Raw genomic sequence first — 23,466 nt, 5'->3', positions numbered from 1 at the left:
GCTCCTCCCCTCGCCGCGGTGTCCGCGGATCTTCGCGCACTCCCGCACTCACTACTGTAGAACCCATGAACGCTGGTGACCCCTTCCACGATCTCGGCGTCCGCCTCGGCCCGTCCGGTGGTGAGCTCCGTGTGTGGTCCGAGCACGCGGATGCCCTCGAACTCGTGATCTTCGACGACAAGGATCTGAACTGGATCACCCACTCCGTCGAGATGACCCGAGACGACGATGGAATCTGGAGTGGGAGTTCCGAGGAGCTGGTGCTCGGCCGACGCTATGCGGTCCGCGCTTCCGGGCCGTCCTCGCCGAACAATGCCTTCGACCCGAGCCTGCTGATGCTCGACCCCTACGCCCGCGGCCTCGCCCGGGTGTCGGCAGAGCAGTGGCGTTCCGTCGTCGTCGACGACGCGTTCGACTGGGGCGGTGTGCAGAAACCCCGTGTCCCGCTCGACCGGACCGTCGTGTACGAGGCGCACGTCAAGGGGCTGAGCAAGCTGCACCCGGATGTCCCGGAGGAGCTGCGGGGCACGTATGCGGGCCTCGCCCACCCCGCGATGATCGCGCATCTGCACGATCTCGGCGTGACGAGCGTCGAACTGCTTCCAGTGCACGCGTTCACCTCTGAACAGCGTCTCATCAAGCAGGGCCTCGTCAACTACTGGGGCTACAACACCCTGAACTTCTTCAGTCCACACGCCTCCTACGCGACGAAGACGGCTCAGGCGGGTGGAGCGGACGAGGTCCTCCGCGAGTTCAAGGGCATGGTGAAGCTGCTGCACCAGGCCGGCCTCGAGGTCATCCTCGACGTCGTCTACAACCACACCGCCGAGGAGGGGCCCGGCGGCCCCCGCACGAGCTTCCGCGGCATCGACAACGCGACCTACTACCGTCAGGACGCCACCGGCGCCTACATCGACGTGACGGGCTGCGGCAACACCGTGGACTTCGGCCACCCGGTCCCGCAGCAGCTCGTACTCGACTCGTTGCGGTACTGGGCGGACGAGGTGCAGATCGACGGCTTCCGCTTCGACCTCGCCGCGACGCTCGGTCGGAACGAGGCGGTCGAGTTCACGCCCGACCACCCCCTGCTCGGGGCGATCGTCCACGACCCGTCACTCGTCGACGCGAAGATGATCGCCGAGCCCTGGGACGTCGGGATGGGCGGCTGGCAGACGGGGAACTTCCCCGCCGGTTGGCACGAGTGGAACGACCGGTACCGGGATCGCGTCCGGAACTTCTGGCTCTCCGACATCGACTACGCGAGGCGGGCGGACGCCCCGGTCGGGATCGGTGGGTTCGCGACCCGTCTGGCCGGATCGAGCAACACCTTCTCCGCTGAGCGCGGTCCGTTGGCCTCCGTCAACTTCATCACGGCCCACGACGGGTTCACCCTGGCCGACCTCGTCTCGTACGACGTCAAGCACAACGTCGGGAACGGCGAGTCCAACCGCGACGGGACGGACAACAACCGTTCCTTCAACCACGGTGCCGAGGGCCCGACGGACGACCCCGCGATCCTCGCCGCTCGTCGCAAGGCGATGCGGAACCTGCTCGGTACGCTCCTCCTCTCGGCAGGTGTCCCGATGCTCACGGCGGGCGACGAGTTCGGGCGGAGTCAGCGCGGCAACAACAACGCCTACTGTCACGACTCCGAGCTGACCTGGGTCGGGTGGACGAGGGAACCGTGGCAGGACCAGTTGCTCGCGCACAGCCGCCGGCTCCTCGAACTCCGCCGCGAACACCCCGCCCTCCGACCGGAGCACTTCGCCGCCGCCGGGACGACGGTGCCCGGCGCGAGCGTCATGGACTGGTTCGACGCCTCGGGCGCGACCATGAGCACCGAGGACTGGACGAGCCCGCGGAACCGGACACTGCAGTTCTTCTCGACGAGCACGCCGGAGTCCGAGGAGCTCGACCGCGTGCTGCTCATCGTGCACGGCGTCGAGCAGCCGGTCGAGGTCACCCTGCCCGAGCACGAGGGCGTGACCGCGTTCGTGCGCATCTGGAACTCCGCGGACGACGCACCGACGTCCGAGGAGGAGCAGTTCATCCCCGGCCAGACGGTCCCGGTCTCGGCCACGTCGATGCAGCTCTTCCGAGCCGTCTGACGATGGCGAAACGCAGGGCCGAGGGTGGCGGCACCCCGGCGACGGTGACGTTGACCTCGCTGGGCATCCCGTTCACCCCGCGCTCCTACCGACACGACCCGTCGGTGACGGCTTTCGGTCTCGAAGCCGCCGCTGCGCTCGGGGTCGACCCTCCCAGGGTGTTCAAGACCCTGCTGGCGGAGGTGGACGGGTCGCTCGTGGTCGCGATCGTCCCGGTCGCCGACCAACTCGACCTCAAGGCGCTCGCGACGGCCCTCGGCGGGAAGCGGGCGACGATGGCGGACCCCGCCGTCGCCGAGCGGAAGACGGGCTACGTGGTCGGCGGCATCAGCCCGATCGGGCAGCGCACTGCGCTCCCGACGGTGCTCGACGAGAGCGCGTTCGAGCACGAGACGGTGTTGGTCTCGGGTGGTCGGCGCGGGTTCGACCTCGAACTCGCCCCGTCCGACCTCGGATCGGCCGTCTCCGCCGTCGTCGCGCGGATCGCCCGATAGTCGGATCCCTCGACGCACCGGACCGAGGGACGCAGCGGCGCGTCGGAGGAGATCGCCCTACTGGTCCGCCACGGCGACGAGCCCGAGTTCCGCGGGGTGAGGAGCAGCTCGTGTCTCGGCACGATGCGCACCGTGTACCCGAACCCGCCGGCCCGATCGAGGGGAAGCGTCCCGGCGTACTCGAGCGTGTGCTCCGGCCGACTCGTCGACGGGGACTGCTGTTGCTCGAGCGGCTGCGTCCGGATGTCGAGCAGTTCTCCCCCGGCACCGGGTACTCCGCAGACCACCTCGACGGTCACGTCCTCCGGTGCCAGCGATCCAAGCTGGACGTAGGCGCGCAGTCGCAGCACGTCACCGACCTGCGGGACCGCGTCGACACCGCCGCTCTCGACATGGGCGACCGCCAGCTGTGGCCAGGCCTCGCGCACCCGCTGCTTGTAGGCCGCAAGCTCGCGCGCCCGCTGCTGATCGGACGCGTTCAGCTCGCGCTCCATCGCCGCCGCCGGGAGGTACATGCGCTCGGTGTACTCGCGGACCATGCGGTCGGCGCTGAGGGGTTCGGACAGCGTCGAGATCGTGTGTCGCACCATCTGCATCCAGCGCTGCGGCAGACCGTCGTCCCCGCGCTCGTAGAACCGCGGCACCAGCTGGTGCTCGAGGATCTCGTACAGCGCCGTGGCCTCGAGGGCGTCGCGTTCCTCGTCGTCCGCCGCCCCGTCCGCCGACGGGATGACCCAACCGTTCTCGCCGTCCGCGTACTCGTTCCACCATCCGTCGAGGATCGACAGGTTCAGGGCCCCGTTGAGTGCGGCCTTCATGCCGGACGTCCCGCAGGCCTCGAGCGGACGCAGCGGGTTGTTCAACCACACATCACAGCCGGGGTAGAGCGTCTTGGCCATCCCGATGCCGTAGTCCGGCAGGAAGACGATGCGCGATCGGAGCTCGGGGTCCTGGGCGAACTGCACGAGGCGCTGGATGAGCCGCTTGCCGTCGTCGTCCGCCGGGTGTGCCTTGCCCGCGACGACGATCTGGACGGGCCGTTCGGGGTGGAGCAGGATCGCCCGCAGTCGATCGGGATCGCGCAGCATGAGGGTGAGCCGCTTGTAGCTCGGCACGCGCCGGGCGAACCCGATCGTCAACACCTCGGGGTCGAGCAGTTCGTCGATCCAGGACGGGAGCACCGCCTGCGGGTTCTGGCTCCGATACCCGTCGGCGATCCGACGCCGCACGTCGGCGACGAGGCGCTCCCGCATCCCGTGCTTCCGCGACCAGAGCTCGGCGTCCGAGAGCGAGGGATCGGACCAGTCCGCCCGACTCGTGTCGGTCGTCCCCCACCGGTCCACGGCGAGGTCGACGAGCGACGGATCGGTCCAGCTCGGGGCGTGGACACCGTTCGTGATCGACGTGATCGGCACATCCGAGACGTCGAAGCCGGGCCAGAGGCCTCGGAACATCGCCCGGCTCACCTCGCCGTGCAGCCGGCTGACCCCGTTCGCGCGCTGCGCCAGACGCAGGCCCATGATCGCCAGGTTGAACACGTCGGCCGAGCCGCCGTTCGCCGTCTCGTCGCCGAGCGCGAGGACGTCCGGTGCGGCGACGCCGGGGAGCAGGTCACCGCTGAAGTAGCGCGTGATTACCTCGCGGTCGAACCGGTCGATGCCGGCCGGAACGGGGGTGTGCGTCGTGAAGACGGTCCCGCCGCGCACGAGCTGCAACGCCTCGTCGAAGGAGAGTCCGTTCCCGACGAGGTCGCTGATCCGCTCGAGCCCCAGGAAACCGGCGTGACCTTCGTTGGAGTGGTAGACCTGCGGCAGCGGGTGGTCCGTGAGCTCGCTCCACTGCTTGATCGCCCGGACACCGCCGATGCCGAGGAGGAGTTCCTGCAGGAGGCGATGCTCGCCGCCGCCGCCGTACAACCGGTCCGTCACGCCGCGCAGGTCGGCGACGTTCTCCGGGATGTCCGTGTCGAGCAGCAGCAGTGGCACTCGACCGACGTCGGCGATCCAGACCCGTGCCGACAGGCTCCGGTCGTCGGGGAGCGCCAGGGTGACGGTGACCGGCGTCCCGTCCGGTTCCCGGAGCACCGTGACCGGGAGTCCGTCGGGGTCCTGCACGGGATAGGACTCCTGCTGCCAGCCGTCGTTCGTGATCGACTGCGCGAAGTATCCGGAGCGGTAGAGGAGACCCACGCCGACGAGCGGCACCCCCAGGTCGGAGGCGCTCTTCAGGTGGTCGCCGGCGAGGATGCCGAGTCCGCCCGAGTACTGCGGCAGGGCCGCGGCAATACCGAATTCGGGCGAGAAGTAGGCGATCGTCTGCGGTTTCGGGTCAGGGAGGCCCTGGTACCACCGCGGCTCCTCCAGGTACCGACGGAGGTCGGCGTGCAAGGCGTCGGCCCGGCCGACGAAGTCCGCGTCGGCGGCGAGTTCCGCCAATCGCTCCGGGGTCACGAGTCCGAGGCCGCTGATCGGATCGTGGTCGGACTCGCGCCAGACGTCCGGTGCGATCTCGTCGAACAGGCGCTGCGTCGGCTCGTGCCACGACCACCGCAGGTTCGCAGCGAGGGCGGTGAGCGAGGTCAGGGACTCGGGGATGAGCGCGCGGACGGTAAACCTGCGGATAGCCTTCACGCGCTCACTCTATGGCAACCGCGGAACGCACCCGAACGCTCATCGGGCGGCCACCCGGGACACGGCCGCGCCCGAGGCCTTAGCATGACGCGCGACACCCCGCGCGCCCCTTCATCGGTGGTCGTTTCGCGGTACGGTCGGACCAGTGGCACCGAAGGAGATGGAACGCACTATGCCGAAGTCAGTACCGCAGTCCTCCACCGTCGACGACGCCGGACCGGTGTCGCTCACGCTGTCCCCGAGCATCGGGCGCATCCCGATCCTGGATCCGACGCCCTCGGTCGAAGGTGGCCGTTGGCCGGCCAAGGCGTTCTCGGGCGAAGTGGTGCCGTTCGGTGCGACCGCGTTCCGCGAAGGACACGACCTCATCGGCGTCGAGCTCCTGCTCACCGATCCGCGAGGGAAGACGGTCGCGCATCGGATGGCTCCGGGCGCCCCTGGCACCGACCGCTTCGAGGTCGAGGTCCAACTCGCGACGGAGGGTACCTGGCGGTACCAGGTCCGCGCCTTCGCCGACGAGTTCGCGACCTGGGAGCACAACGCCAGGGTCAAGATCGAGGCCGGTGTCGACGTCGAACTCATGTACCTCATCGGCGCGGAACTCCTCGAGCGTGCCGCGACGGACAAGCTCCGCCCGGCGAAGGACCGCCGCTTCCTCACCGCCGCCGCCAAGCTCCTCCGCGACACCGACGCCGAGCCGGAAGCCCGGTTCGCGGTGCTCGACGACCCCGAACTCCTGGCCATCGCCGACCGCCGGCCGTTCGCCGGTCTCGCGAGCACGAGCGACGAGCGCGTGGTCCGCGTCGAGCGCACCCGGGCCGGCGTCGGTTCCTGGTACGAGTTCTTCCCGCGGTCGGAGGGTGCCGAGCGGAACCCGGACGGCTCCTGGACATCAGGCACCTTCCGCAGCGCAGCCGGGCGGTTGCCGGCCGTCGCCGCGATGGGGTTCGACGTCCTCTACCTGCCGCCCATCCACCCCATCGGCGTGACGTTCCGCAAGGGACCGAACAACACCCTCACGCCCGGCGAGCACGACCCGGGCTCCCCCTGGGCGATCGGCGGTGCCGGGGGCGGTCATGACGCGATCCATCCCGACCTCGGTACCGAGAAGGACTTCGTCGCGTTCGTCCGACAGGCGAAGAAGGTCGGCCTGGAGGTCGCCCTCGATCTCGCTCTGCAAGCGTCGCCAGACCACCCCTGGGTGACCGAGCACCCCGAGTGGTTCACGACCCTCCCCGACGGCACGATCGCGTACGCCGAGAACCCGCCGAAGAAGTACCAGGACATCTACCCGGTCAACTTCGACAACGACCCCGAGGGCATCCGGGCCGAGGTGCTGCGCATCGTCCGCCACTGGATCTCGCTCGGCGTCCGCATCTTCCGGGTCGACAACCCGCATACCAAGCCGCTCGACTTCTGGGAGTGGTTGCTCGCGACCGTCAACCGGACGGACCCCGACGTCGTGTTCCTCGCGGAGGCCTTCACCCGTCCGGCCCTGCTGCAGGGTCTGGCGAAGGTCGGGTTCCAGCAGAGCTACACCTACTTCACGTGGCGCAACACGAAGGAGGAGCTCGAGGAGTTCCTCGGCGCGGCAGCGACCGAGACCGCCGACTTCCTCCGGCCCAACCTGTTCGTCAACACGCCCGACATCCTCACCGAGTACCTCCAGTTCGGTGGCCGGGCAGCGTACAAGGTGCGTGCGGCGATCGCCGCGACCGCCGCTCCGACGTGGGGGGTCTACGCCGGGTACGAGCTCATCGAGAACGTCGCCCGTCCCGGAGCCGAGGAGAACATCGACAGCGAGAAGTTCGAGTACCGTCCGCGGGACTGGGCCGCTGCGGAGGCCGCCGGCACCTCGCTGTCGCCGTACCTCACCCTGCTCAACCAGATCCGGCGTGCGCATCCCGCCCTCCGGCAGTTGCGCAACATCAGCTTCCACTGGAGCGACGACGACCAGATCCTCGTCTTCAGCAAGCATCTCGACCAGCGGTTCACCGGCACCGGTGAGCACGACACCCTGCTCGTCGTCGCCAACCTCGATCCGCACTCGGTCCGACAGACCATGGTGCACCTCGACCAGACCGTGTTCGGTGGCGTCCCGGGCGGCAGCTTCGACGTCACGGACCTCGTCACGGGAGCCGAGTGGATCTGGTCCGACAGCAACTTCGTGCGCCTCGACGCCTTCACCGAGCCCGTGCACATCCTGAGCGTGAGGATCCGACCATGACGACCAGCCCTGTGACCCCAGACGGAGCCGCTGCACCGAAGCGCTCCGGCCGTCGAGCCGCACCGATGCCGGTCGACGCCACACCCGCGCCCCGGGAGCTCCCGCTCCCCTCCGTCGAGGACTGGATCCTCGACGCCGTCGCGGAGGGCCGCTACCACGATCCGCACGAGATCCTCGGCCAGCACCTGGTCGACCTCGGCGGGGTGAGCGACCCCCTCGTGGTCGTCCGCGCCAGACGCCCGCTGGCCGAGCAGGTGACGGCGGTGCTCGCCAACGGTGCGCGCGTCGAGCTCGCGCACGTCCGCGCCGGCATCTGGCAGGGCTTCCACGTCGACGGCATCATCGACTACACGCTCGACGCCCGCTACGGCGACGGATCGATCTGGAACGCCGACGACCCGTACCGGTTCGCGCCGTCGATCGGCGAACTCGACCTGCACCTCATCGGCGAGGGTCGTCACGAACGGCTCTGGGACGCCCTGGGCGCACACGTCACCGAGCTGCGTGGGGTCACCGAGTCGGTCGCCGGCACCGCGTTCGCCGTCTGGGCACCCCACGCGCGCGCGGTCCGGGTCATCGGCGACCTCAACTCCTGGGACGGCACGGCGCACGCCATGCGCAACATGGGTGCGACGGGTGTCTGGGAGCTGTTCATCCCCACCATCGGCGCCGGTGAGCTGTACCGCTTCGAGATCCTGACCCAGCACGGCGACTGGGTCCGTCGGTCCGACCCGATGGCCCGGTTCACCGAGCGGTCCCCCGCGACCGCATCCGTGACCGGTGTCAGCGACTACCACTGGACCGACGAGGCGTGGCTCGATCGGCGGGCCGCGAGCGATCCCCACAACGGGCCCATGAGCGTCTACGAGCTCCACGTCGGCTCCTGGCGTCCCGGGCTCGGCTACCGGGACCTCGCGGACCAGCTCATCGAGTACATCGCAGAACTCGGCTACACGCACGTCGAGTTCATGCCACTCGCCGAGCACCCCTTCGGCGGCTCCTGGGGCTACCAGGTCACCGGCTACTACGCGCCGACCAGCCGCTTCGGTTCGAGCGACGACCTCAAGTACCTGATCGACCGTCTCCACGGCGCGGGGATCGGCGTCCTCATGGACTGGGTGCCCGGCCACTTCCCGAAGGACGAGTGGGCCCTCGCGAACTTCGACGGTCAGCCCCTCTACGAGCACCCCGACCCGCGACGTGGCGAACAGCCGGACTGGGGCACCCTCGTCTTCGACTTCGGCCAGCCCCAGGTCAAGAATTTCCTCGTGGCCAACGCGCTCTACTGGCTCGAGGAGTTCCACGTCGACGGCCTGCGCGTCGACGCCGTCGCCTCGATGCTGTACCTCGACTACTCGCGGAAGGACGGCGAGTGGCTGCCGAACGTCCACGGCGGGCGCGAGAACCTCGAAGCGATCAGTCTCCTCCAGGAGGCGAATGCGACGGCCTACCGGCGGAACCCCGGCATCGTCATGATCGCCGAGGAGTCGACGAGTTGGCCCGGCGTCACCGCACCGACGAGCGAGGGCGGGCTGGGGTTCGGCCTGAAGTGGAACATGGGCTGGATGCACGATTCGCTCCAGTACATCGAGCACGACCCGCTCTACCGGTCGCACCACCACGGCGAGATCACCTTCTCGATGGTCTACGCCTTCAGCGAGAGCTTCCTCCTGCCGATCAGCCACGACGAGGTCGTCCACGGCAAGGGGTCCCTCCTCGCGAAGATGCCCGGTGACCACTGGCAGCAACTCGCGAACATGCGGGCTTACCTCGCCTTCATGTGGGCCCACCCCGGCAAGCAGCTGCTGTTCATGGGTCAGGAGTTCGGTCAGCCGTCCGAATGGTCGGAGGAACGCGGTCTGGACTGGTGGATCCTGGACCAGCCGAGCCACCGGGCACTGCTCGGCCTCGTATCCCGACTCAACGCCGTGTACACGGAGCACCCGGCTCTCTGGGCCCTGGACCACGACGCCGCCGGCTTCGAATGGCTCGACGCCGGGGACGCGCAGAACAGCGTGCTCTCCTTCCTGCGCTGGGACGACGACGGCAACGTGATCGCCGCGCTCGTCAATTTCTCCGGCGCCCCTGTCGGCCCATACCGGGTCGGTCTGCCTCGCGCGGGTCGGTGGGAGGAACTCCTCAACACCGACGCCGTGGAGTACGGCGGATCCGGCGTGGGCAACTACGGATCGATCGAGGCGTCGGCGTCACCGTGGGCAGGACGCCCGGCATCCGCCGAGCTCACGCTCCCCCCGCTCGGCATGATCTGGCTCAAGCACGTCGGCTGACCAGGCTTCCGCGGCACCCGGATGCACGATGAAGGCCCGCCTCCTGAGGGAGGCGGGCCTTCATCGTGCGTCGGTCGGTCAGTACAGGAGGCCGGTCAACCGGGCCCTGGCCTTCATGACGCGCGGATCGGTGACGCCGGCGACCTGGAACAACTCGAGCAGGCGCGTCCGGACGGTGTCCTTGCCCGACTGGTCGAGGTCGGGGAACAGCGTCAGCAGCCGGTCGAAGGCGTCCTCGAGGTGCCCTCCGGAGAGGTCGAGGTCGGCGACGGTCAGCTGGGCGTCGAGGTCGTCGGGAGCGGCGGCCGCTCGTCCGCGGATCTCATCGAGGGTCTTCCCCGTGAGGCGGTGCAGCAGACGGACCTGGGCGAGGCCGGCCACGGCCATGTCGTCCTTCGGGTTCTGCGCGATGGCCTTCTCATACGCGGCGATGGCCGTCGGGTAGTCGGCGCGCTCGATGGCCTCGTACGCCTCGGCGTGGAGGGGCGGCAGCGGCTCCTCCACGGGCTCGGCGGGGGCTGCGGCGTCACCATCGGCGACGACGGCCCGACCGGAGACCCCGTTCTGCTCGGCCAGCTGCAGCAGCTGCTCGATGACATCGCGCACCTGCGACTCCGGGATCGCGCCGTTGAACATCGGCACCGGGCGTCCGCCCACGACGGCGACGACCATCGGGATCGACTGCGCCTGGAAGGCCTGGGAGAGCTGCGGGTTCGCGTCGACGTCCACCTTGGCGAGCACGAAGCGACCGGCGTATTCGGCGGCGAGGCGCTCGAGCACCGGCGAGAGCTGCTTGCACGGCCCACACCATTCGGCCCAGAGGTCGATGACGACGGGGACCACGGAGGACAGCTCGACGACCTGACCGAACCCGTCGTCGGTCGCGTCGAAGACGAGGGACGGGACCTGGACGGTCTGGTCGGTCGTCGCGCCGGGCGCTTCTGCAGGCGCGCCGGTCTGGGTCGGCGCACCGGGGGGCGGCGCCTGGTGGCGACGAGCGAGGCCTGAGAGGTCGACGGCTCCGCGCAGGTGCGCTGCGCTCGGCTCCGCGGCACTCACGGGAGCTCCGATGCGGCGATGAGGGTCTGGGTGAATCCGAGCAAGGTGATCTTCTCTCCGGAGTTGACGGCTGGCACGTAGAACAGGAGCTGGTCGCCGTAGGTTGCCTGCGTCCCCTTCGCGCTCTCGGTGATCCCGGAGAGCGCGGCGACCGCACCCGAAGGTTTCACGGTAGCACCGGCGGTGACGACGGAGACCACCTCGCCCTCCTGCACGTTGACGGCGACGATCGCGCCGGAGTCGTTGGTCGCCAGCGCGACGTTCGGGCCGGTACCGGCGGCCGCCGAGAAGGCGATGCTCGCCGTCGTCGGCAGGTTGGCGGCCTTCGTCGCGCGGTCCGCGGCGACCTGCGTGCGGAAGACGTCGCCATCGGCGTTGAACAAGCCCGCGAAGGTGCTCGCGTCGCCGTTCGTGATGATGTCGGCGTAGGCCGCGGCGATCTCCTCCGGCGGCATGACGAGCAGCTTCGAGTCCGGCGGGACGCTCGCGGCACCGATGGTCGCGGGCGCGACGTTCTCGAGTCGGGCGCCCTCGAGGAGCTTCTCCGCGTAGACGACCTGGTAGTTCGACCGCGGGTCCTGCTGGGTCATCACGAGGACCGTCGGCGACACCGTCTCGTCGGCCTTGTCCTGGATCGCGGTCATGACCGTCCGTGGCCAGGCGTCTGTCGCCTGAGGCAGGGTGAGCGTGACGGGCGAGGCGGGGATGGGGGTCGCTCCGGCGGCGTCGGCCACCTTCGAGCGGAGGGCGTAGTTCGCGGTGCGCTCCTCGAGCGCCGGCCCGGAGAACCGGACGGCCGCAGCGGTGCCGTCGAGCGCAGCATCGGCCTCGGACGCCGCCGTCGAGATCCGCGACACGATCCGTTCGACCTGTGGCACGGTGACGACGGGCGCCGCGAAGTCCTGGTCCTGGCTGTCGGCCGGCAGGTCCGTCGCGGTGACGGTGGGCGTCGGTGACGGCGCTCCGATGGTCGGCCAGTAGTCCTGGGAGCAGCCGCTCAGACCGAGCGTGCCGATGAGGACGAGCGGCACGCCCACGACGAGGGAGCGGCGGAGCGGGGAGCGCTTCGTCTTGCCGGCCCCGAGTTCACGGGGACGGCGCGGCTTTGGTTGTCTCGACATCTTCGTGATGCCCTTCTGTCCTTGTCCCGGACCCTTGCGACGCGGGCCTCGCGAGCGACGCATGCGCTGGATCCCCGAGAGGTAGAGCACGATGCCGGCGAGGAGCACGAGGATGCCACCGGCGATCAGCGGGCCGGCCCACGGGGTGGCGTTGTCGAGTGGCCAGGAGAGGCGGAGGGAATCCGGAGCGGCGGCCGTACCGTCGGTCGCGATGAGCACGTCGATGTCCTTCGGCAGGTTCATCGTCGCGATGACCGCGCCCGCCTCGTCGTACTCGCCGAGCCAGAGGTCGGATCCGCGCGGGTCCGGGCCCTTCTCGGAGGTGGTGGTGTCGTCGGTGGCCTCGGGGGCCGGCGTCGCCGACGGCTCCGGACTCGGGGTCGCCCCGTCGTCGGTCGCGTCCGCCTCGGCGGTGACGGTGGTGGTCGTCAGGGCGGTGCCGGCACTGTTGACGCCGACGCGGCTGTAGGGCTCGTCGCCGAGCCAGGCCGTGATGTCGTCGGAGCGCCCGTAGCTCATGAACACCTGGGTGTCGCCGCCCGCGCCCGCCACGATGGACTGCGCTCCCGGCTGCGACTGCAGCACGCTCCCGGGGATGACGATGAACCGATCACCGCTGTCGACCGTCGTGGACAGGCTGAAGGTGCCGGGTGAGAGGAACACGGTCCGTTGCGCGATTCCCGTCACGATCATGACGGCTGCCACGACGAACGCGGCGATGGCGAGAACGAAACGCACGGATTACTCTCCTCTGGCGTCGGAGCGACGCGGGTGATCCTGCGTCCGACGGGATCCGGCGGGTCGGGCCGGCAGGAGACGCAGGTGGTTCAGGCTATCGGAAATGACTGGGAGGCGGCTAGACGGCCGCTGGGAGGCCGGGGGCCGGCCAGTGGGTCGGGAGCGGCAGCGCCTCGGGACGCACTGCAGCGACGATCTCGGTGAGCACGCGTCGGGTCTGGCTCTCCCCCACCCACAGGTGCTTGGCACCGTCCACCGGGACGAGGGTGGCCCCGGGCAGGACGCCGAACCGTTCCGTCGCTTCCGCGGGTCGGAGGTAGTCGTCGAACTCGGGCACGAGGACGACCATCGGCCGGTCGTCGTCGGTCCAGGCCCGGAGTTCGTCCTCCGTCGTGCGGTGCAGCGGCGGAGAGAGGAGGATCACGCCGTCGACGGCCGGGTCGCGCCCGTACTTCAGGGCCAGCTCGGTCCCGAACGACCATCCGACGATCCAGGGATGCGGAAGCCCGCGCTCGGCCACGAACGCCAGTGCGGCCTCGACATCGGCCCGTTCGCCGACGCCGCCGTCGAACGCGCCGTCGCTCGTCCCTCGCGGAGACGAGGTGCCGCGGGTGTTGAAGCGGAGCACCGCGATCCCCGCGAGTGCCGGCAGGCGCGCCGCGGCCTTCCGGAGCACATGGGAGTCCATGAACCCGCCGGCGGTCGGCAGCGGGTGGAGCGTCACCAGGGTCGCGACGATCTCGCCGTCGGCCGGCACCGCGAGCTCGCCGACGAGGGTCAAGCCGTCGGCCGTGTGCAGCACGATCTCCTCTCGGACGGCGGGGAGCTCGGCGCCACCACGGATCTCGATGGTGTCGGTCATGAGTCAGTCCTCCGGGGCAGTGTGGTCGGGTCGATTCGCGGCGTCCGGGCGTTCACCGGATCCGCCAGCAGTGGGAGTGCCAGTGCCGTCGGGCAGCGATGTCGGCCTGGTCGCCCAGGACCCCGTCAGCGCGCCACGTCACCACATGGGCGGTACCGGGCGGGATGGACTGTCCGCATCCAGGACACACATAGGTCTTCTGCGCACTGGAACCGCTGACGGGCTGGACGAACCAGGATCCGTCTCGATGGTCCTCGGTGCGTTTCCACCCCGCCATCAGCCGTTCGAGACCGTTACCCTCGTCGTCGCCGGGCCGTGGCCGGTGGCGGTGGTGTCGGGGCATGGGTCAAGTCTAGGCTCAGCCTCCACGACCGTGTCGGGAAGCGGTTCCGGTCAGTACCAGCCGTTGGACTCCGAGTGGGCCCACGCGCCACACGGCGTGCTGTACCGACTCGTGATGTATCCGAGACCCCAGGTGATCTGCGTCGCGGGGTTGGTCGCCCAGTCGGCTCCGGCCGAGGCCATCTTGGAGCCGGGAAGCGCCTGCGGGATGCCCGTGGCGCCGGAGCTGGCGTTGTAGGCGTACACGTTCCAACCCGACTCGCGGTTCCACAGGGAGACGAGGCAGCTGTACTCGCCCTCGCCCCAGCCGTTGGCCATGACCATGTCGTAGGCGATGGCCTGAGCCGTACCCGGGTCAGGCGTGCCTGCCGCGGGAGCGCTGCCCGTGGACGAGGAACCGCCGCCGGTCGCGGCCGGCGTCGCCACCGGGGGCGGCGGAGGCGGAGCGACGACCTCGTAGCTGTCGCGGGCGAAGGTGTACTGGTAGTTCGAGCTCGCGACGACCGACTGCGCGGCGTTGCCACCGAACTGCGCCTGCTTCTCCGCATAGGAGGACGCCACGACGCTCGAGGTCGGGTCGACCATCGTCACGGCGACGAAGCCGAATGCAGCCGTCGCGGCGAAGATCCCGAGGACCTTCTTGCCGCGAGAACGCGGCCGACGGTAGGGCTGAACCGCCTTACCGGTGTTCGGCTGGGCTGATGGTTTCCACGGGGTCACGTCAGTTGAGTCTTGAGGCACGATGCATCGATGGTAGCCGAGAATGCCTGATCAGGCCACCTGGTCGCCCGACGCTCAGCGAACCGCCAGCATGACGTCCACGACGCTGTCGAGCAGTGCGTCGACCTGGGACTCGCGGTAACCGGCCCATTCGTTGCGGAACACGGCCGTGCGGACGCGGTCGACGTTGAGCGGCGTCCCGTCGTGGAAGTAGGCGACGAGGCGATCCGCGAGGGCGTCCACGTCCTTCCGGCTGTAGCCGCGGGCGAGCAGGCTCACGCGCTGGAACCGCTGGCCCTCCGGCCTCGTCAGCCGGTTGAGGATGACCTGCGCGGTGCCGCGGGCGTCGCGCAGCCATTCCTTGGCGCCGCGCTCCTCGACCGACCGCTCCCGCTCGCGGAGCGAGAAGGCGTCCTCGAGTCGCTCGAGCGCCGCGTCGACGTGCTCGGTGCTGTAGCCACCCCGGACGAGCCGGAACGCCACGTGCCGGATGTCTTCCGCGCTCAGGATCGCATCGGCGTCAGCGTCGGTGTCCTGCCCGTAGGCGGCGCGAGCGCGGTCGAGGAACTCGTCGACCTCGGCCGGATCGTAGCCACGCTTCGAACGTTTTGCGGTGGGGAAGATCGTGCTCACCGGACCATTCTCCCCCATGAGGGGCTGATCGGGCGAAATCGGACCGAGCCGGGACTCAGACCGCGAGTCCGCCGAACATGAGGTAGACCACGTAGGCGACGACCGCCGACGGCAGGATCGAGTCGAGGCGGTCGAGGAATCCCCCGTGCCCGGGAAGCCACGAGCTCATGTCCTTCACACCGATGTCGCGCTTGATGAGCGACTCCGCGAGGTCGCCGACCGTGGCGCTGCCGAGGAGCAGCAGACCGAGCAGGACACCGACCCACCACGGAACACCGAGCATGAGGATCGCGAGCAGCACGCCGGCCACGACCGAGACGACCCCCGCCCCGGCGAAGCCCTCCCAGGTCTTGTTCGGGCTGATCACCGGCGCCATCTTGTGCCTGCCGAACGACAGGCCGCTCACATAAGCGCCGACGTCGACGCAGATGACGAGGATCAGGAACGCCAGCGTCCACCATTCGCCCTCGGGCTGGGCGACCAGGAACACTGCGAAGGAGGCGAGGAAGGGAACGTAGACCTGGATGAACGTCCCGGACGCGAGGTCGCGGACGAGCGTGGGAAGGTCGGTCCGCTTCGAAGCGATGGCCTGCTCGGCCACGCGCCAGACGATGACGAGCAGGATGCCGAGCAGGACGACGGACCAACGCCAGACGTCGTGGAGGAAGAACGCCGCCGGCTGCATCGCGACGGCCGAGATGACGGTCGGAATCGCCGGCACCCGGCGCCCGGTCTGCTCGAGGGCCTTCCGCAGCTCCAGCGTGGCGAAGGCCACCACGGCCGAGGCCAGGACGACGAAGATCACCTTGAAGATGATCAGACTCACGAGCATGATGCCGCCCGCGGCCACCCCGATGAGGATGGCGTTCACCAGGTTGCGGCCGACCCGCGCCTCGATGCGTTCGTTCGTCGCGTCGAACTGCGCCTTCGTCGCCTGGACCTGCCGTTCGATGTCGGCACGTTTGGCGTCGACCTGCCGCTCGAACTTCGCGCGGCGGTCCTTCAGCTGGGACCGCAACTCCTGCGGACCAGACTTGCCGGACCGGCCGGGCTCGGGCTTCGACGGATCGCTCGATCGCCCGGGAGCGACATCGTCTTCCACAGGTACCTCCAGCGGGCGTGCCGTCGGTCGAGGGACCGGTCGGCGAACGGAATCAGCGGTGGGACAGCGGCTCAGATGGAGAGCAGCTCGGTCTCCTTGGCCTTCAGCGCGGCGTCGACGGCGTCGATGTGCGACTTCGTGACGGCCTCGAGCTCCTTTTCGCCGCGTGCGACGTCGTCATCGCCGACCTCGCTCTTGAGCGCCTCGAGGTCGTCCTTGCCCTTGCGACGGATGTTGCGGATCGACACCTTCGCGTCTTCACCCTTGCCGCGGACGATCTTGACGTATTCCTTGCGGCGCTCAGCGGTCAGTTCGGGCATGGTGACCCGGATGACGGTGCCGTCGTTCGTCGGGTTGGCGCCGAGGTTCGGGATGTCGCGGATCGCCTGCTCGATGTCGCGCAGTGCGGACTTGTCGTAGGGCGTCACGACGATCGTGCGAGCTTCCTGGTTCTGCAGGGAGGCGAGCTGCGCCAGCGGCGTCGGCGTGCCGTAGTAACTCACCAGGACCTTCTGGAACAGCTGGGGGTTGGCGCGACCCGTACGCACCGTGGCGAAGTCATCCTTCGCGGCCTCGACGGCCTTCGACATCCGGGTACCAACATCCGAGAGGACATCCGCGATCACGAGCACTCCTTTGATTGCATTACTGGGTTCAGTCTAGTCGGGCGGCGGGCCTCGGCCAGGCCGCCCTGCCGCCTAGGCGGAGGTGACGAGGGTGCCGATAGCGGCACCGCGGATGGCCGCCGTGACGTTGCCGGCCGGCTCCATGCCGAAGACGCGCATCGGCATGCCGTTGTCCATGCAGAGGCTGAAGGCCGTCGAGTCGACGACCTTGAGGCCGCGCTGGAGCGCCTCCTGATAGGAGATGGTGTCGATCTTCGTCGCCGTCGGGTCGACGCGGGGGTCGGCGGTGTAGACACCGTCGACGCCGTTCTTGGCGACAAGGACCTCGACCGCTCCGATCTCGAGCGCGCGCTGTGCCGAGACGGTGTCGGTCGAGAAGTACGGGAGTCCGGCGCCCGCTCCGAAGATGACGACGCGACCCTTCTCGAGGTGTCGCTCGGCACGGAGCGGGATGTAGGGCTCGGCGACCTGCGTCATGGCGATGGCCGACTGCACGCGCGTGGCGGCGCCGGCCTGTTCCAGGAAGTCCTGGAGCGCCAGGGCGTTCATGACCGTTCCGAGCATGCCCATGTAGTCGGCTCGGCCGCGGTCCATGCCGCGCTGGCTGAGCTCGGCTCCGCGGAAGAAGTTGCCGCCTCCGACGACCACTGCGACCTCGACCTCGGCGGTCGCTTCAGCGATCTCGCGGGCGATCGACCCGACCACGTCGGGGTTGACGCCCAACTGGCCGCCTCCGAACGCCTCACCTGACAGCTTGAGCAGTACCCTGCGCTTCTTCTCCGGCATCCGCCTGTCCTTCCTCGTCCCTCACACAACTTAGCGTCAGGAGCCGCCCGCTGTCCGCGACAGCCGTCGACTCGCTGGCTGGATCGTCACCGATCCCACGTGCACGGGTATGCCCGCGCACGCAAAGGGGTCCGGATCGCCACTGGCGATCCGGACCCCGTCACAACTGCTACGCGCCGACCTTGAAGCGGGCGAACCCGGTCACGGTGAGGCCCGCGTCAGCGAGCACCTTCTGCACGGACAGCTTGTTGTCCTTGGCGTAGTCCTGCTCGAGGAGCGCGACCTGCTTGAAGTACGAGGTCACGCGGCCCTCGACGATCTTCGGCAGTGCAGCCTCGGGCTTGCCCTCGTTCTTCGAGATCTCGGTGACGATCTCGCGCTCCTTCTCGACCTCGTCGGCCGGGACGTCGTCGCGGCTGAGGTAGGACGGGTTGGCGAACGAGATGTGCTGCGCGATGCTGCGAGCCGTCTCCGCGTCGTCACCCGTGTAGCCGACGACCACGCCGACCTGCGCGGGCAGGTCCTTGTTGGTCTTGTGGAGGTAGACGGCGAAGTGCTCACCGTGCACCACCGCGAGGCGGCGGAGCTCGAACTTCTCACCGATGATCGCAGCGGAGTCCGCGATGACCTCGGCGACGGTCTTGCCGTCGGCCGGAGCCGCGTTCCCCTCTTCGACGGTGGTCGCGCCGGCGGCGACGACTGCGTCGAGGACGAGGTCGGCCAGGGCGAGGAACTTCTCACCCTTCGCGACGAAGTCGGTCTCGCAGGCGAGCTCGATGAGCGTGGCGGTGTCGCCGTTCTCCTTCGCGGCGACGAGGCCCTCGCTCGTGGAGCGGTCGGCACGCTTCGCGTTGCCCTTCGCACCCTTGAGACGCAGGATCTCGGTCGCCTTCTCGACGTCGCCATCGGCTTCGACGAGTGCGTTCTTGGTGTCGACCATGCCGGTGCCGAGCTGCTCGCGCAGCACCTTCAGGTCAGCGAGAGAAAAGTTGGCCATTGCTGGTGTCCTCCTTGATTACTTCTCGTCGGCGACGACGGCGGCAGCTGCGCCCTCGGCGTCGGCGGCGGACTCGGTTGCAGCGACCTCGACGTCTTCGACAGCCGGAGCTGCCTCGACGGCGTCGGTTGCCGCGATCGCCTCATCGGCGACCTTCTCGGTCTCGGCGGAACCCTGCTCGCCGCCCTGGAGCAGCTCCTGCTCCCACTCGGCGAGCGGCTCGGCCGGGGCGTCGCCCTCGGTCGGCTTCTGGTGGCGCTGGATGAGACCCTCGGCGGCGGCGTCGGCGATGATGCGCGTCAGCAGGCCGACGGAACGGATCGCGTCGTCGTTACCCGGGATCGGGTAGGTGACCTCGTCGGGGTCGCAGTTGGTGTCGAGGATGCCGATGACCGGGATGCCGAGCTTGCGCGCCTCGTCGATCGCGAGGTGCTCCTTCTTGGTGTCGACGACCCAGAGCGCCGACGGCGTCTTCGAGAGGTTGCGGATACCACCGAGCGACTTGTGGAGCTTGTCCAGCTCGCGCTTCTTGATGAGGAGTTCCTTCTTGGTGAAGCCGCTCTTGGAGGCGTCTTCGAAGTCGAGCTCCTCGAGCTCCTTCATGCGGGCGAGTCGCTTCGACACCGTCTGGAAGTTGGTGAGGAGGCCACCGAGCCAACGCTGGTTGACGTAGGGCTGGCCGACGCGCGTCGCCTGCTCGGCGATGACTTCCTGCGCCTGCTTCTTCGTGCCGACGAAGAGGATGGTGCCGCCGTGGGCGACCGTCTCCTTGACGAAGTCGAAGGCCTGGTCGATGTAGCCGAGCGACTGCTGCAGGTCGATGATGTAGATGCCGGAACGCTCGGTGAAGATGAAGCGCTTCATCTTCGGGTTCCAACGGCGGGTCTGGTGCCCGAAGTGCACGCCGCTGTCGAGCAGCTGGCGGATGGTTACGACGGCCATGAGCCGTTCTCCTGTTCTGCGCTCGCCACCGCACCGCTGACGCGGACGGGTGGGAGTGCCTCGGTTGTCTGACGGACCGGATGGCCTCGTCCCTGGTGCCCGGCGCACGTCCGCCACGCTCCGGAGAGCGAGGACCGATTGGAAGTGGTGGCCGAAATGGCACGCGTAGTCACCCCGACGAGCGAGGTGCTCCGTTCAGCATAGCATCAGGCCACCGTGGTGACGGCGCTCCACAGGCCGTCCGACCACGTCCGTCTCCCCGCTCCGAGGTGCCCAAGCGCCCTCGCTCTCCCGAGCCCGTCAGGCTCGGATCATGATGACCTCGATCGCCAGTTGGTTCCTCATCTCCTGCCTGGTGCTCCTCGCACCCGTGAGCACGTCTGGGGCGGCGCCGGCCTGGAGCTGGCCGATCGCTCCCCCGCACGTCGTCACCGAGCCGTTCGTCGCGCCGCCCGACCCCTACAGCGCCGGCCACCGGGGTGTCGACATCGCGGCATCGCCCGGTCAGCCGGTGGCCGCAGCAGCCGCCGGCGTCGTGACATTCAGCGGGACGGTGGTCGACCGCCCACTCGTCGTGATCCGGCACGAGGACGGACACGTCTCGAGCATCGAGCCGGTGGTGGGTTCGGTCGACGTCGGTAGCCGCGTGACCCGCGGGGCACCGATCGGGACGGTCGGCGTCGGCGGACATTGCGCCGACGCCTGCGTGCACTTCGGGGTGCGGCTCGACGGCGTCTACGTCAATCCGATGCTGCTGCTCGGCGAGGTGCCACCGGCCGTCCTGCTCCCATTGACCGCGACGGCGGGGGCTCAGGCCCGCGGGTGGGCGTTGCGGTAGCTCTCCTTGATGCGTTCGACGGAGACGTGCGTGTAGATCTGCGTCGTCGCGAGACTCGCGTGGCCGAGAAGTTCCTGGACCGCGCGGAGGTCCGCTCCCCCGTCGAGCAGGTGCGTCGCGGCGGTGTGCCGCAGAGCGTGAGGCCCTGCCGGACCACCACCGGGCACGGCGTCGAGGAGCCGGGCGACGAGCGTGTAGACGGAGCGCGGGCCGAGCCGCCCTCCGCGCGCGCCGAGGAAGAGGGCTGCGCCGGGCGTCGGTCCGCGGTCGTTCGCGGCTGCACGGGCGACCAGCTGGGGGCGGGCGCTCGTGAGGTAGTCGACGATCGCCGACTGCGCGGGGACGCCGAACGGCACGACCCGCTCCTTGTCGCCCTTGCCGGTGACACGGACGGTGAGTCGGTCGAGGTCGAGATCGTCCCGGTCGAGTCCGCACAGCTCGGACACGCGAAGGGCTGACGCGTAGAGCAGCTCGACGACGGCGAGGTCGCGGAGGGCGTTCGGCTCCCCCGATGCGGCGCGGTCCTCGAGCCCCGCGAGGAGGTCGTCGAACGGGCCCCGGCCGACGACGCGTGGCAGGGTCCGACCCGTCTTCGGACTCCGAAGACGTGCCGCGACGTCCGAATCGACCCTGCCGGTGCGCAGGAGCCAGGCGCTCCAGGCCTTGGCCGTGGCGGTGCGTCTGGCGAGTGTCGCCTTGGACGAACCGGCTTCCGAGGCTGCCCAGAGCCAGTCGCGGAGGAGGTCCAGCGTCACGCCGTCGACGAGCTCGATGTCGCGTCCGGTGGCGAAGTCGGCGAGCTGCCGGAGATCGGAGGCGTAGGCGCGAACGGTCTGCGGCGACAGCCGACGCTCGGAAGCGAGGTGCTCCGAGAACCCGTCGATGCTGCTCCAGATGTCCACGTGGACAGCATGCCCCACGCGTCCGACGCCGTGGCCTTCCCCCGCCGACCGATCACCTCACGCCCGTCCGCCGACGAGGACCCACCCTCGTTCGCGTTCCTCGACGGCCCCGGCGAGATCGAGCGCACCGAGCACGCCGCTGATCTCGCGAGGACTTAGCCCACTCGCTTTCGCAAGCGCCTCGACGGTGCGCGGCGAGCGGGCACTCATCACATCACGGACCCGGCGTTCCTCTGGCGAGGCGAACGCCTGCGCGTCCGCGTCGACCGCGGTCCATCCGGCGAGTTCGGCCATCTGTGCGGCGTTCGTGACGCAGGTGGCGGCGTACTCACGGATCAGGCGGTGACAGCCCGCCGACGACGGACTCGTGACCGGGCCGGGCACGGCTCCGAGCGGACGCCCGAGGGACGCAGCGTGCCCGGCGGGGGTGCTTTGGGCTAGCCTCGGGCCATGGCAAGTCTTGCTCAATCGAGCTGCGTGATCTACGTCCGAATGTCCCAGGACCGCAGTGGTGAGGAGCTCGGCGTCGCACGCCACGAGCAGGAGTGTCGAGCGCTCGCGGGACGACTCGGGCTCGAGGTAGATCAGGTCTACAGCGACAATGACCAGAGCGCGACCAGCGGGAAACGCCGTCCGGCCTTCGAGGCCATGTTGGAATCGCGTCCGCGTTCGATCATCGCATGGCATCAGGATCGCCTTCTGCGCCTGACGAAAGACCTCGAGCGAGTGATTGACCTAGGCATCCCGGTGTATTTCGTCACTTCGGCGGAGAACGGGCTCGATCTAGCCTCGCCAGCCGGCCGCGCCGTCGCTCGCACAGTCTCAGCGTGGTCGCAGTACGAGGGAGAGCAGAAGCGGCTCCGCCAGGTGTCCAAGAACGTGCAGCTTGCCAAGCACGGTCACTGGCAGTTCAGCAACAGGCCGTACGGCTACGAACGCGTCGAAGGACGAATCGCGATCGTGCCCGCTGAGGGGGAAATTCTCCGGGAAGGCTATCGACGGGTCACCGCCGGGACGAGCTACAGGCAGCTCGCAATCGACTGGAATCGGCGTGCTGTCCTCCCGCTTTTTGCGGACAGATGGACAGGCGAACGGGTCCAGCGTCTGCTGGAGAACTCCCACTACGGCGGCGTACCTTCTTATAGGGGCGAGCCGGTTGATCTCGATGAAGGCAAGACCATTCAGTGGGAGCCGATTCTCACGCCACGGGAGTGGGCGGACTTTCGAGAGCTGAAGTTGAACCGCAAGCGGAAGCAGTCCTGGGCGGCGACGCCGAAGCACCTCATGAGCGGCATGCTCACCTGCGGCGTCTGCGGCGGGCAATTGTTCAGCCACGGTCAAGATGTACGGCAGCGAACGAATACAGTGAACGCGAACGGGAATCCCGTCCGTACTCCGCGCTTACGCTCGGACGGTAGCCGCCTGAAGACGATCTCCTACGTGTGCTTCGAGCGATACTGCACGTCTATCAGCGGGGAGTACGTGGACGCGGCTGTTCGTGCCTGGGTTCTCAGGACGCTGCAGGATGAGCGCATGGTTCCCCGCCTGCGCCCAGACGACGAGTCGGTGCCTGTCATCGAGGAAATTGAGGATCTACAGCGACGGCGCGATGACGTCGCCGAACTCCTCGGCGATGGGCTGATCGACAAAGTCAAGGCGCGCGAGAAGCTCTCGGACCTGAGCGAGCGCCTCGAGCGCAAGCAGGCAAAGCTCTCAGCGCTCAGAGCAGAGTCGCCTCTGAGCGACATGCGGCTTGCGGAGTCGCTCCCTGAGAAATGGGACAACCTGTCAGTGCTCGAACGTCGTCGGGCGATAGCGGACCTTGGAGTCCGGTTGACGATCGACCCGGCCGACCGTGGCCCGCGGACCGTTGACCCGCGTACTGGCGAGAAGTTCACCTTGAGCGCTTGGACTGACCGCCGGCTTCGCTGGACGTTTCAGGAGGAATAACGCGTCCTGGGCAGCTCAAGCGCAGAAATCGGGTCCTCGGGCGAACGTCGTGCGCGATCGGATCACCCCTTAGCTGTGCCGCCGACATGGCGCAGACATGC

Annotated in this window: 19 protein-coding genes and 1 pseudogene; 6 read left to right on the top strand and 14 right to left on the bottom strand. The window is 68.9% G+C overall.

Annotated elements, in window-relative coordinates; translation table 11 throughout:
- Nucleotides 1-65 precede the first annotated feature (65 nt).
- Both glgX and ybaK read left to right on the top strand, forming a co-directional pair.
- Nucleotides 66-2,108 carry a glycogen debranching protein GlgX gene (gene glgX / locus FGL15_RS17280; protein ID WP_138946846.1) on the top strand — a complete coding sequence of 681 codons (2,043 nt, stop codon included), beginning with the start codon at nucleotides 66-68 and terminating at the stop codon, nucleotides 2,106-2,108.
- Nucleotides 2,109-2,110: 2 nt separating this feature from the next.
- Nucleotides 2,111-2,602 carry a Cys-tRNA(Pro) deacylase gene (ybaK, locus tag FGL15_RS17275; RefSeq protein ID WP_138946845.1) on the top strand — a complete coding sequence of 164 codons (492 nt, stop codon included), beginning with the start codon at nucleotides 2,111-2,113 and terminating at the stop codon, nucleotides 2,600-2,602.
- 563 nt (nucleotides 2,603-3,165) lie between these two features.
- Here the strand turns inward: ybaK and glgP are convergent.
- A pseudogene (gene glgP / locus FGL15_RS17270) lies at nucleotides 3,166-5,232 on the bottom strand (alpha-glucan family phosphorylase); the annotation flags it as partial.
- A 172-nt stretch (nucleotides 5,233-5,404) separates the two neighbouring features.
- On the opposite strand from glgP, the gene FGL15_RS17265 reads away from it, so the two are divergent.
- Nucleotides 5,405-7,459 carry an alpha-1,4-glucan--maltose-1-phosphate maltosyltransferase gene (locus tag FGL15_RS17265; protein WP_138946844.1) on the top strand — a complete coding sequence of 685 codons (2,055 nt, stop codon included), beginning with the start codon at nucleotides 5,405-5,407 and terminating at the stop codon, nucleotides 7,457-7,459.
- A gap of 65 nt (nucleotides 7,460-7,524) precedes the next feature.
- Nucleotides 7,525-9,747: a 1,4-alpha-glucan branching protein GlgB gene (glgB, locus tag FGL15_RS17260; protein ID WP_138947357.1), complete on the top strand. Its 2,223-nt coding sequence runs from the start codon at nucleotides 7,525-7,527 to the stop codon at nucleotides 9,745-9,747.
- Between the two features lie 78 nt (nucleotides 9,748-9,825).
- Here the strand turns inward: glgB and FGL15_RS17255 are convergent, their stop codons facing one another.
- The 11 genes from FGL15_RS17255 to rpsB form a co-directional block, all read right to left on the bottom strand.
- Nucleotides 9,826-10,806, bottom strand: a complete 981-nt coding sequence (locus FGL15_RS17255) for a tetratricopeptide repeat protein (RefSeq protein ID WP_138946843.1) — start codon at nucleotides 10,804-10,806, stop codon at nucleotides 9,826-9,828.
- Nucleotides 10,803-12,665, bottom strand: a complete 1,863-nt coding sequence (locus FGL15_RS17250; protein ID WP_138946842.1) for a hypothetical protein — start codon at nucleotides 12,663-12,665, stop codon at nucleotides 10,803-10,805. The genes FGL15_RS17255 and FGL15_RS17250 overlap by 4 nt, the downstream gene beginning before the upstream one ends.
- Before the next feature lie 118 nt (nucleotides 12,666-12,783).
- Nucleotides 12,784-13,527: an alpha/beta hydrolase gene (locus FGL15_RS17245; protein ID WP_138946841.1), complete on the bottom strand. Its 744-nt coding sequence runs from the start codon at nucleotides 13,525-13,527 to the stop codon at nucleotides 12,784-12,786.
- 52 nt (nucleotides 13,528-13,579) lie between these two features.
- Entirely contained in the window at nucleotides 13,580-13,870 is a 291-nt protein-coding gene (locus FGL15_RS17240; RefSeq protein ID WP_071260877.1) for a hypothetical protein, read from the bottom strand.
- A 50-nt stretch (nucleotides 13,871-13,920) separates the two neighbouring features.
- Nucleotides 13,921-14,589 carry a hypothetical protein gene (locus FGL15_RS17235; protein WP_079705666.1) on the bottom strand — a complete coding sequence of 223 codons (669 nt, stop codon included), beginning with the start codon at nucleotides 14,587-14,589 and terminating at the stop codon, nucleotides 13,921-13,923.
- A gap of 75 nt (nucleotides 14,590-14,664) precedes the next feature.
- Nucleotides 14,665-15,222, bottom strand: a complete 558-nt coding sequence (locus FGL15_RS17230) for a DivIVA domain-containing protein (RefSeq protein WP_236555416.1) — start codon at nucleotides 15,220-15,222, stop codon at nucleotides 14,665-14,667.
- 55 nt (nucleotides 15,223-15,277) lie between these two features.
- Nucleotides 15,278-16,324, bottom strand: coding sequence for a phosphatidate cytidylyltransferase (locus FGL15_RS17225; protein ID WP_240773593.1), 1,047 nt, complete (start codon nucleotides 16,322-16,324; stop codon nucleotides 15,278-15,280).
- 71 nt (nucleotides 16,325-16,395) lie between these two features.
- On the bottom strand, nucleotides 16,396-16,950 hold the full coding sequence (frr, locus tag FGL15_RS17220) for a ribosome recycling factor (RefSeq protein ID WP_064295107.1): 555 nt from the start codon (nucleotides 16,948-16,950) through the stop codon (nucleotides 16,396-16,398).
- Between the two features lie 72 nt (nucleotides 16,951-17,022).
- Nucleotides 17,023-17,736 (bottom strand): UMP kinase, encoded by a 714-nt coding sequence (gene pyrH, locus FGL15_RS17215; RefSeq protein WP_056006822.1) that lies wholly within the window; start codon nucleotides 17,734-17,736, stop codon nucleotides 17,023-17,025.
- Between the two features lie 169 nt (nucleotides 17,737-17,905).
- Nucleotides 17,906-18,733 (bottom strand): translation elongation factor Ts, encoded by an 828-nt coding sequence (gene tsf / locus FGL15_RS17210; RefSeq protein ID WP_064295106.1) that lies wholly within the window; start codon nucleotides 18,731-18,733, stop codon nucleotides 17,906-17,908.
- An 18-nt stretch (nucleotides 18,734-18,751) separates the two neighbouring features.
- Complete coding sequence (gene rpsB, locus FGL15_RS17205; RefSeq protein WP_064295105.1) at nucleotides 18,752-19,675, bottom strand: 30S ribosomal protein S2; 924 nt, start codon at nucleotides 19,673-19,675, stop codon at nucleotides 18,752-18,754.
- Between the two features lie 313 nt (nucleotides 19,676-19,988).
- On the opposite strand from rpsB, the gene FGL15_RS17200 reads away from it, so the two are divergent.
- Nucleotides 19,989-20,513 (top strand): M23 family metallopeptidase, encoded by a 525-nt coding sequence (locus FGL15_RS17200; RefSeq protein WP_138946840.1) that lies wholly within the window; start codon nucleotides 19,989-19,991, stop codon nucleotides 20,511-20,513.
- Here the strand turns inward: FGL15_RS17200 and FGL15_RS17195 are convergent.
- Nucleotides 20,486-21,415: a tyrosine recombinase XerC gene (locus tag FGL15_RS17195; protein ID WP_138946839.1), complete on the bottom strand. Its 930-nt coding sequence runs from the start codon at nucleotides 21,413-21,415 to the stop codon at nucleotides 20,486-20,488. The genes FGL15_RS17200 and FGL15_RS17195 overlap by 28 nt on opposite strands.
- Before the next feature lie 57 nt (nucleotides 21,416-21,472).
- Complete coding sequence (locus tag FGL15_RS20415; protein WP_240773592.1) at nucleotides 21,473-21,799, bottom strand: hypothetical protein; 327 nt, start codon at nucleotides 21,797-21,799, stop codon at nucleotides 21,473-21,475.
- A gap of 66 nt (nucleotides 21,800-21,865) precedes the next feature.
- On the opposite strand from FGL15_RS20415, the gene FGL15_RS17185 reads away from it, so the two are divergent.
- Complete coding sequence (locus FGL15_RS17185) at nucleotides 21,866-23,365, top strand: recombinase family protein (RefSeq protein ID WP_124769135.1); 1,500 nt, start codon at nucleotides 21,866-21,868, stop codon at nucleotides 23,363-23,365.
- Nucleotides 23,366-23,466: the final 101 nt, after the last annotated feature.

The organism is Plantibacter sp. M259 (assembly GCF_006065115.1).
GTDB lineage: Bacteria > Actinomycetota > Actinomycetes > Actinomycetales > Microbacteriaceae > Plantibacter > Plantibacter auratus.
The sequence above is the reverse complement of the archived record's forward strand: the minus strand, read 5'-3'. Positions and strand labels throughout refer to the sequence as shown.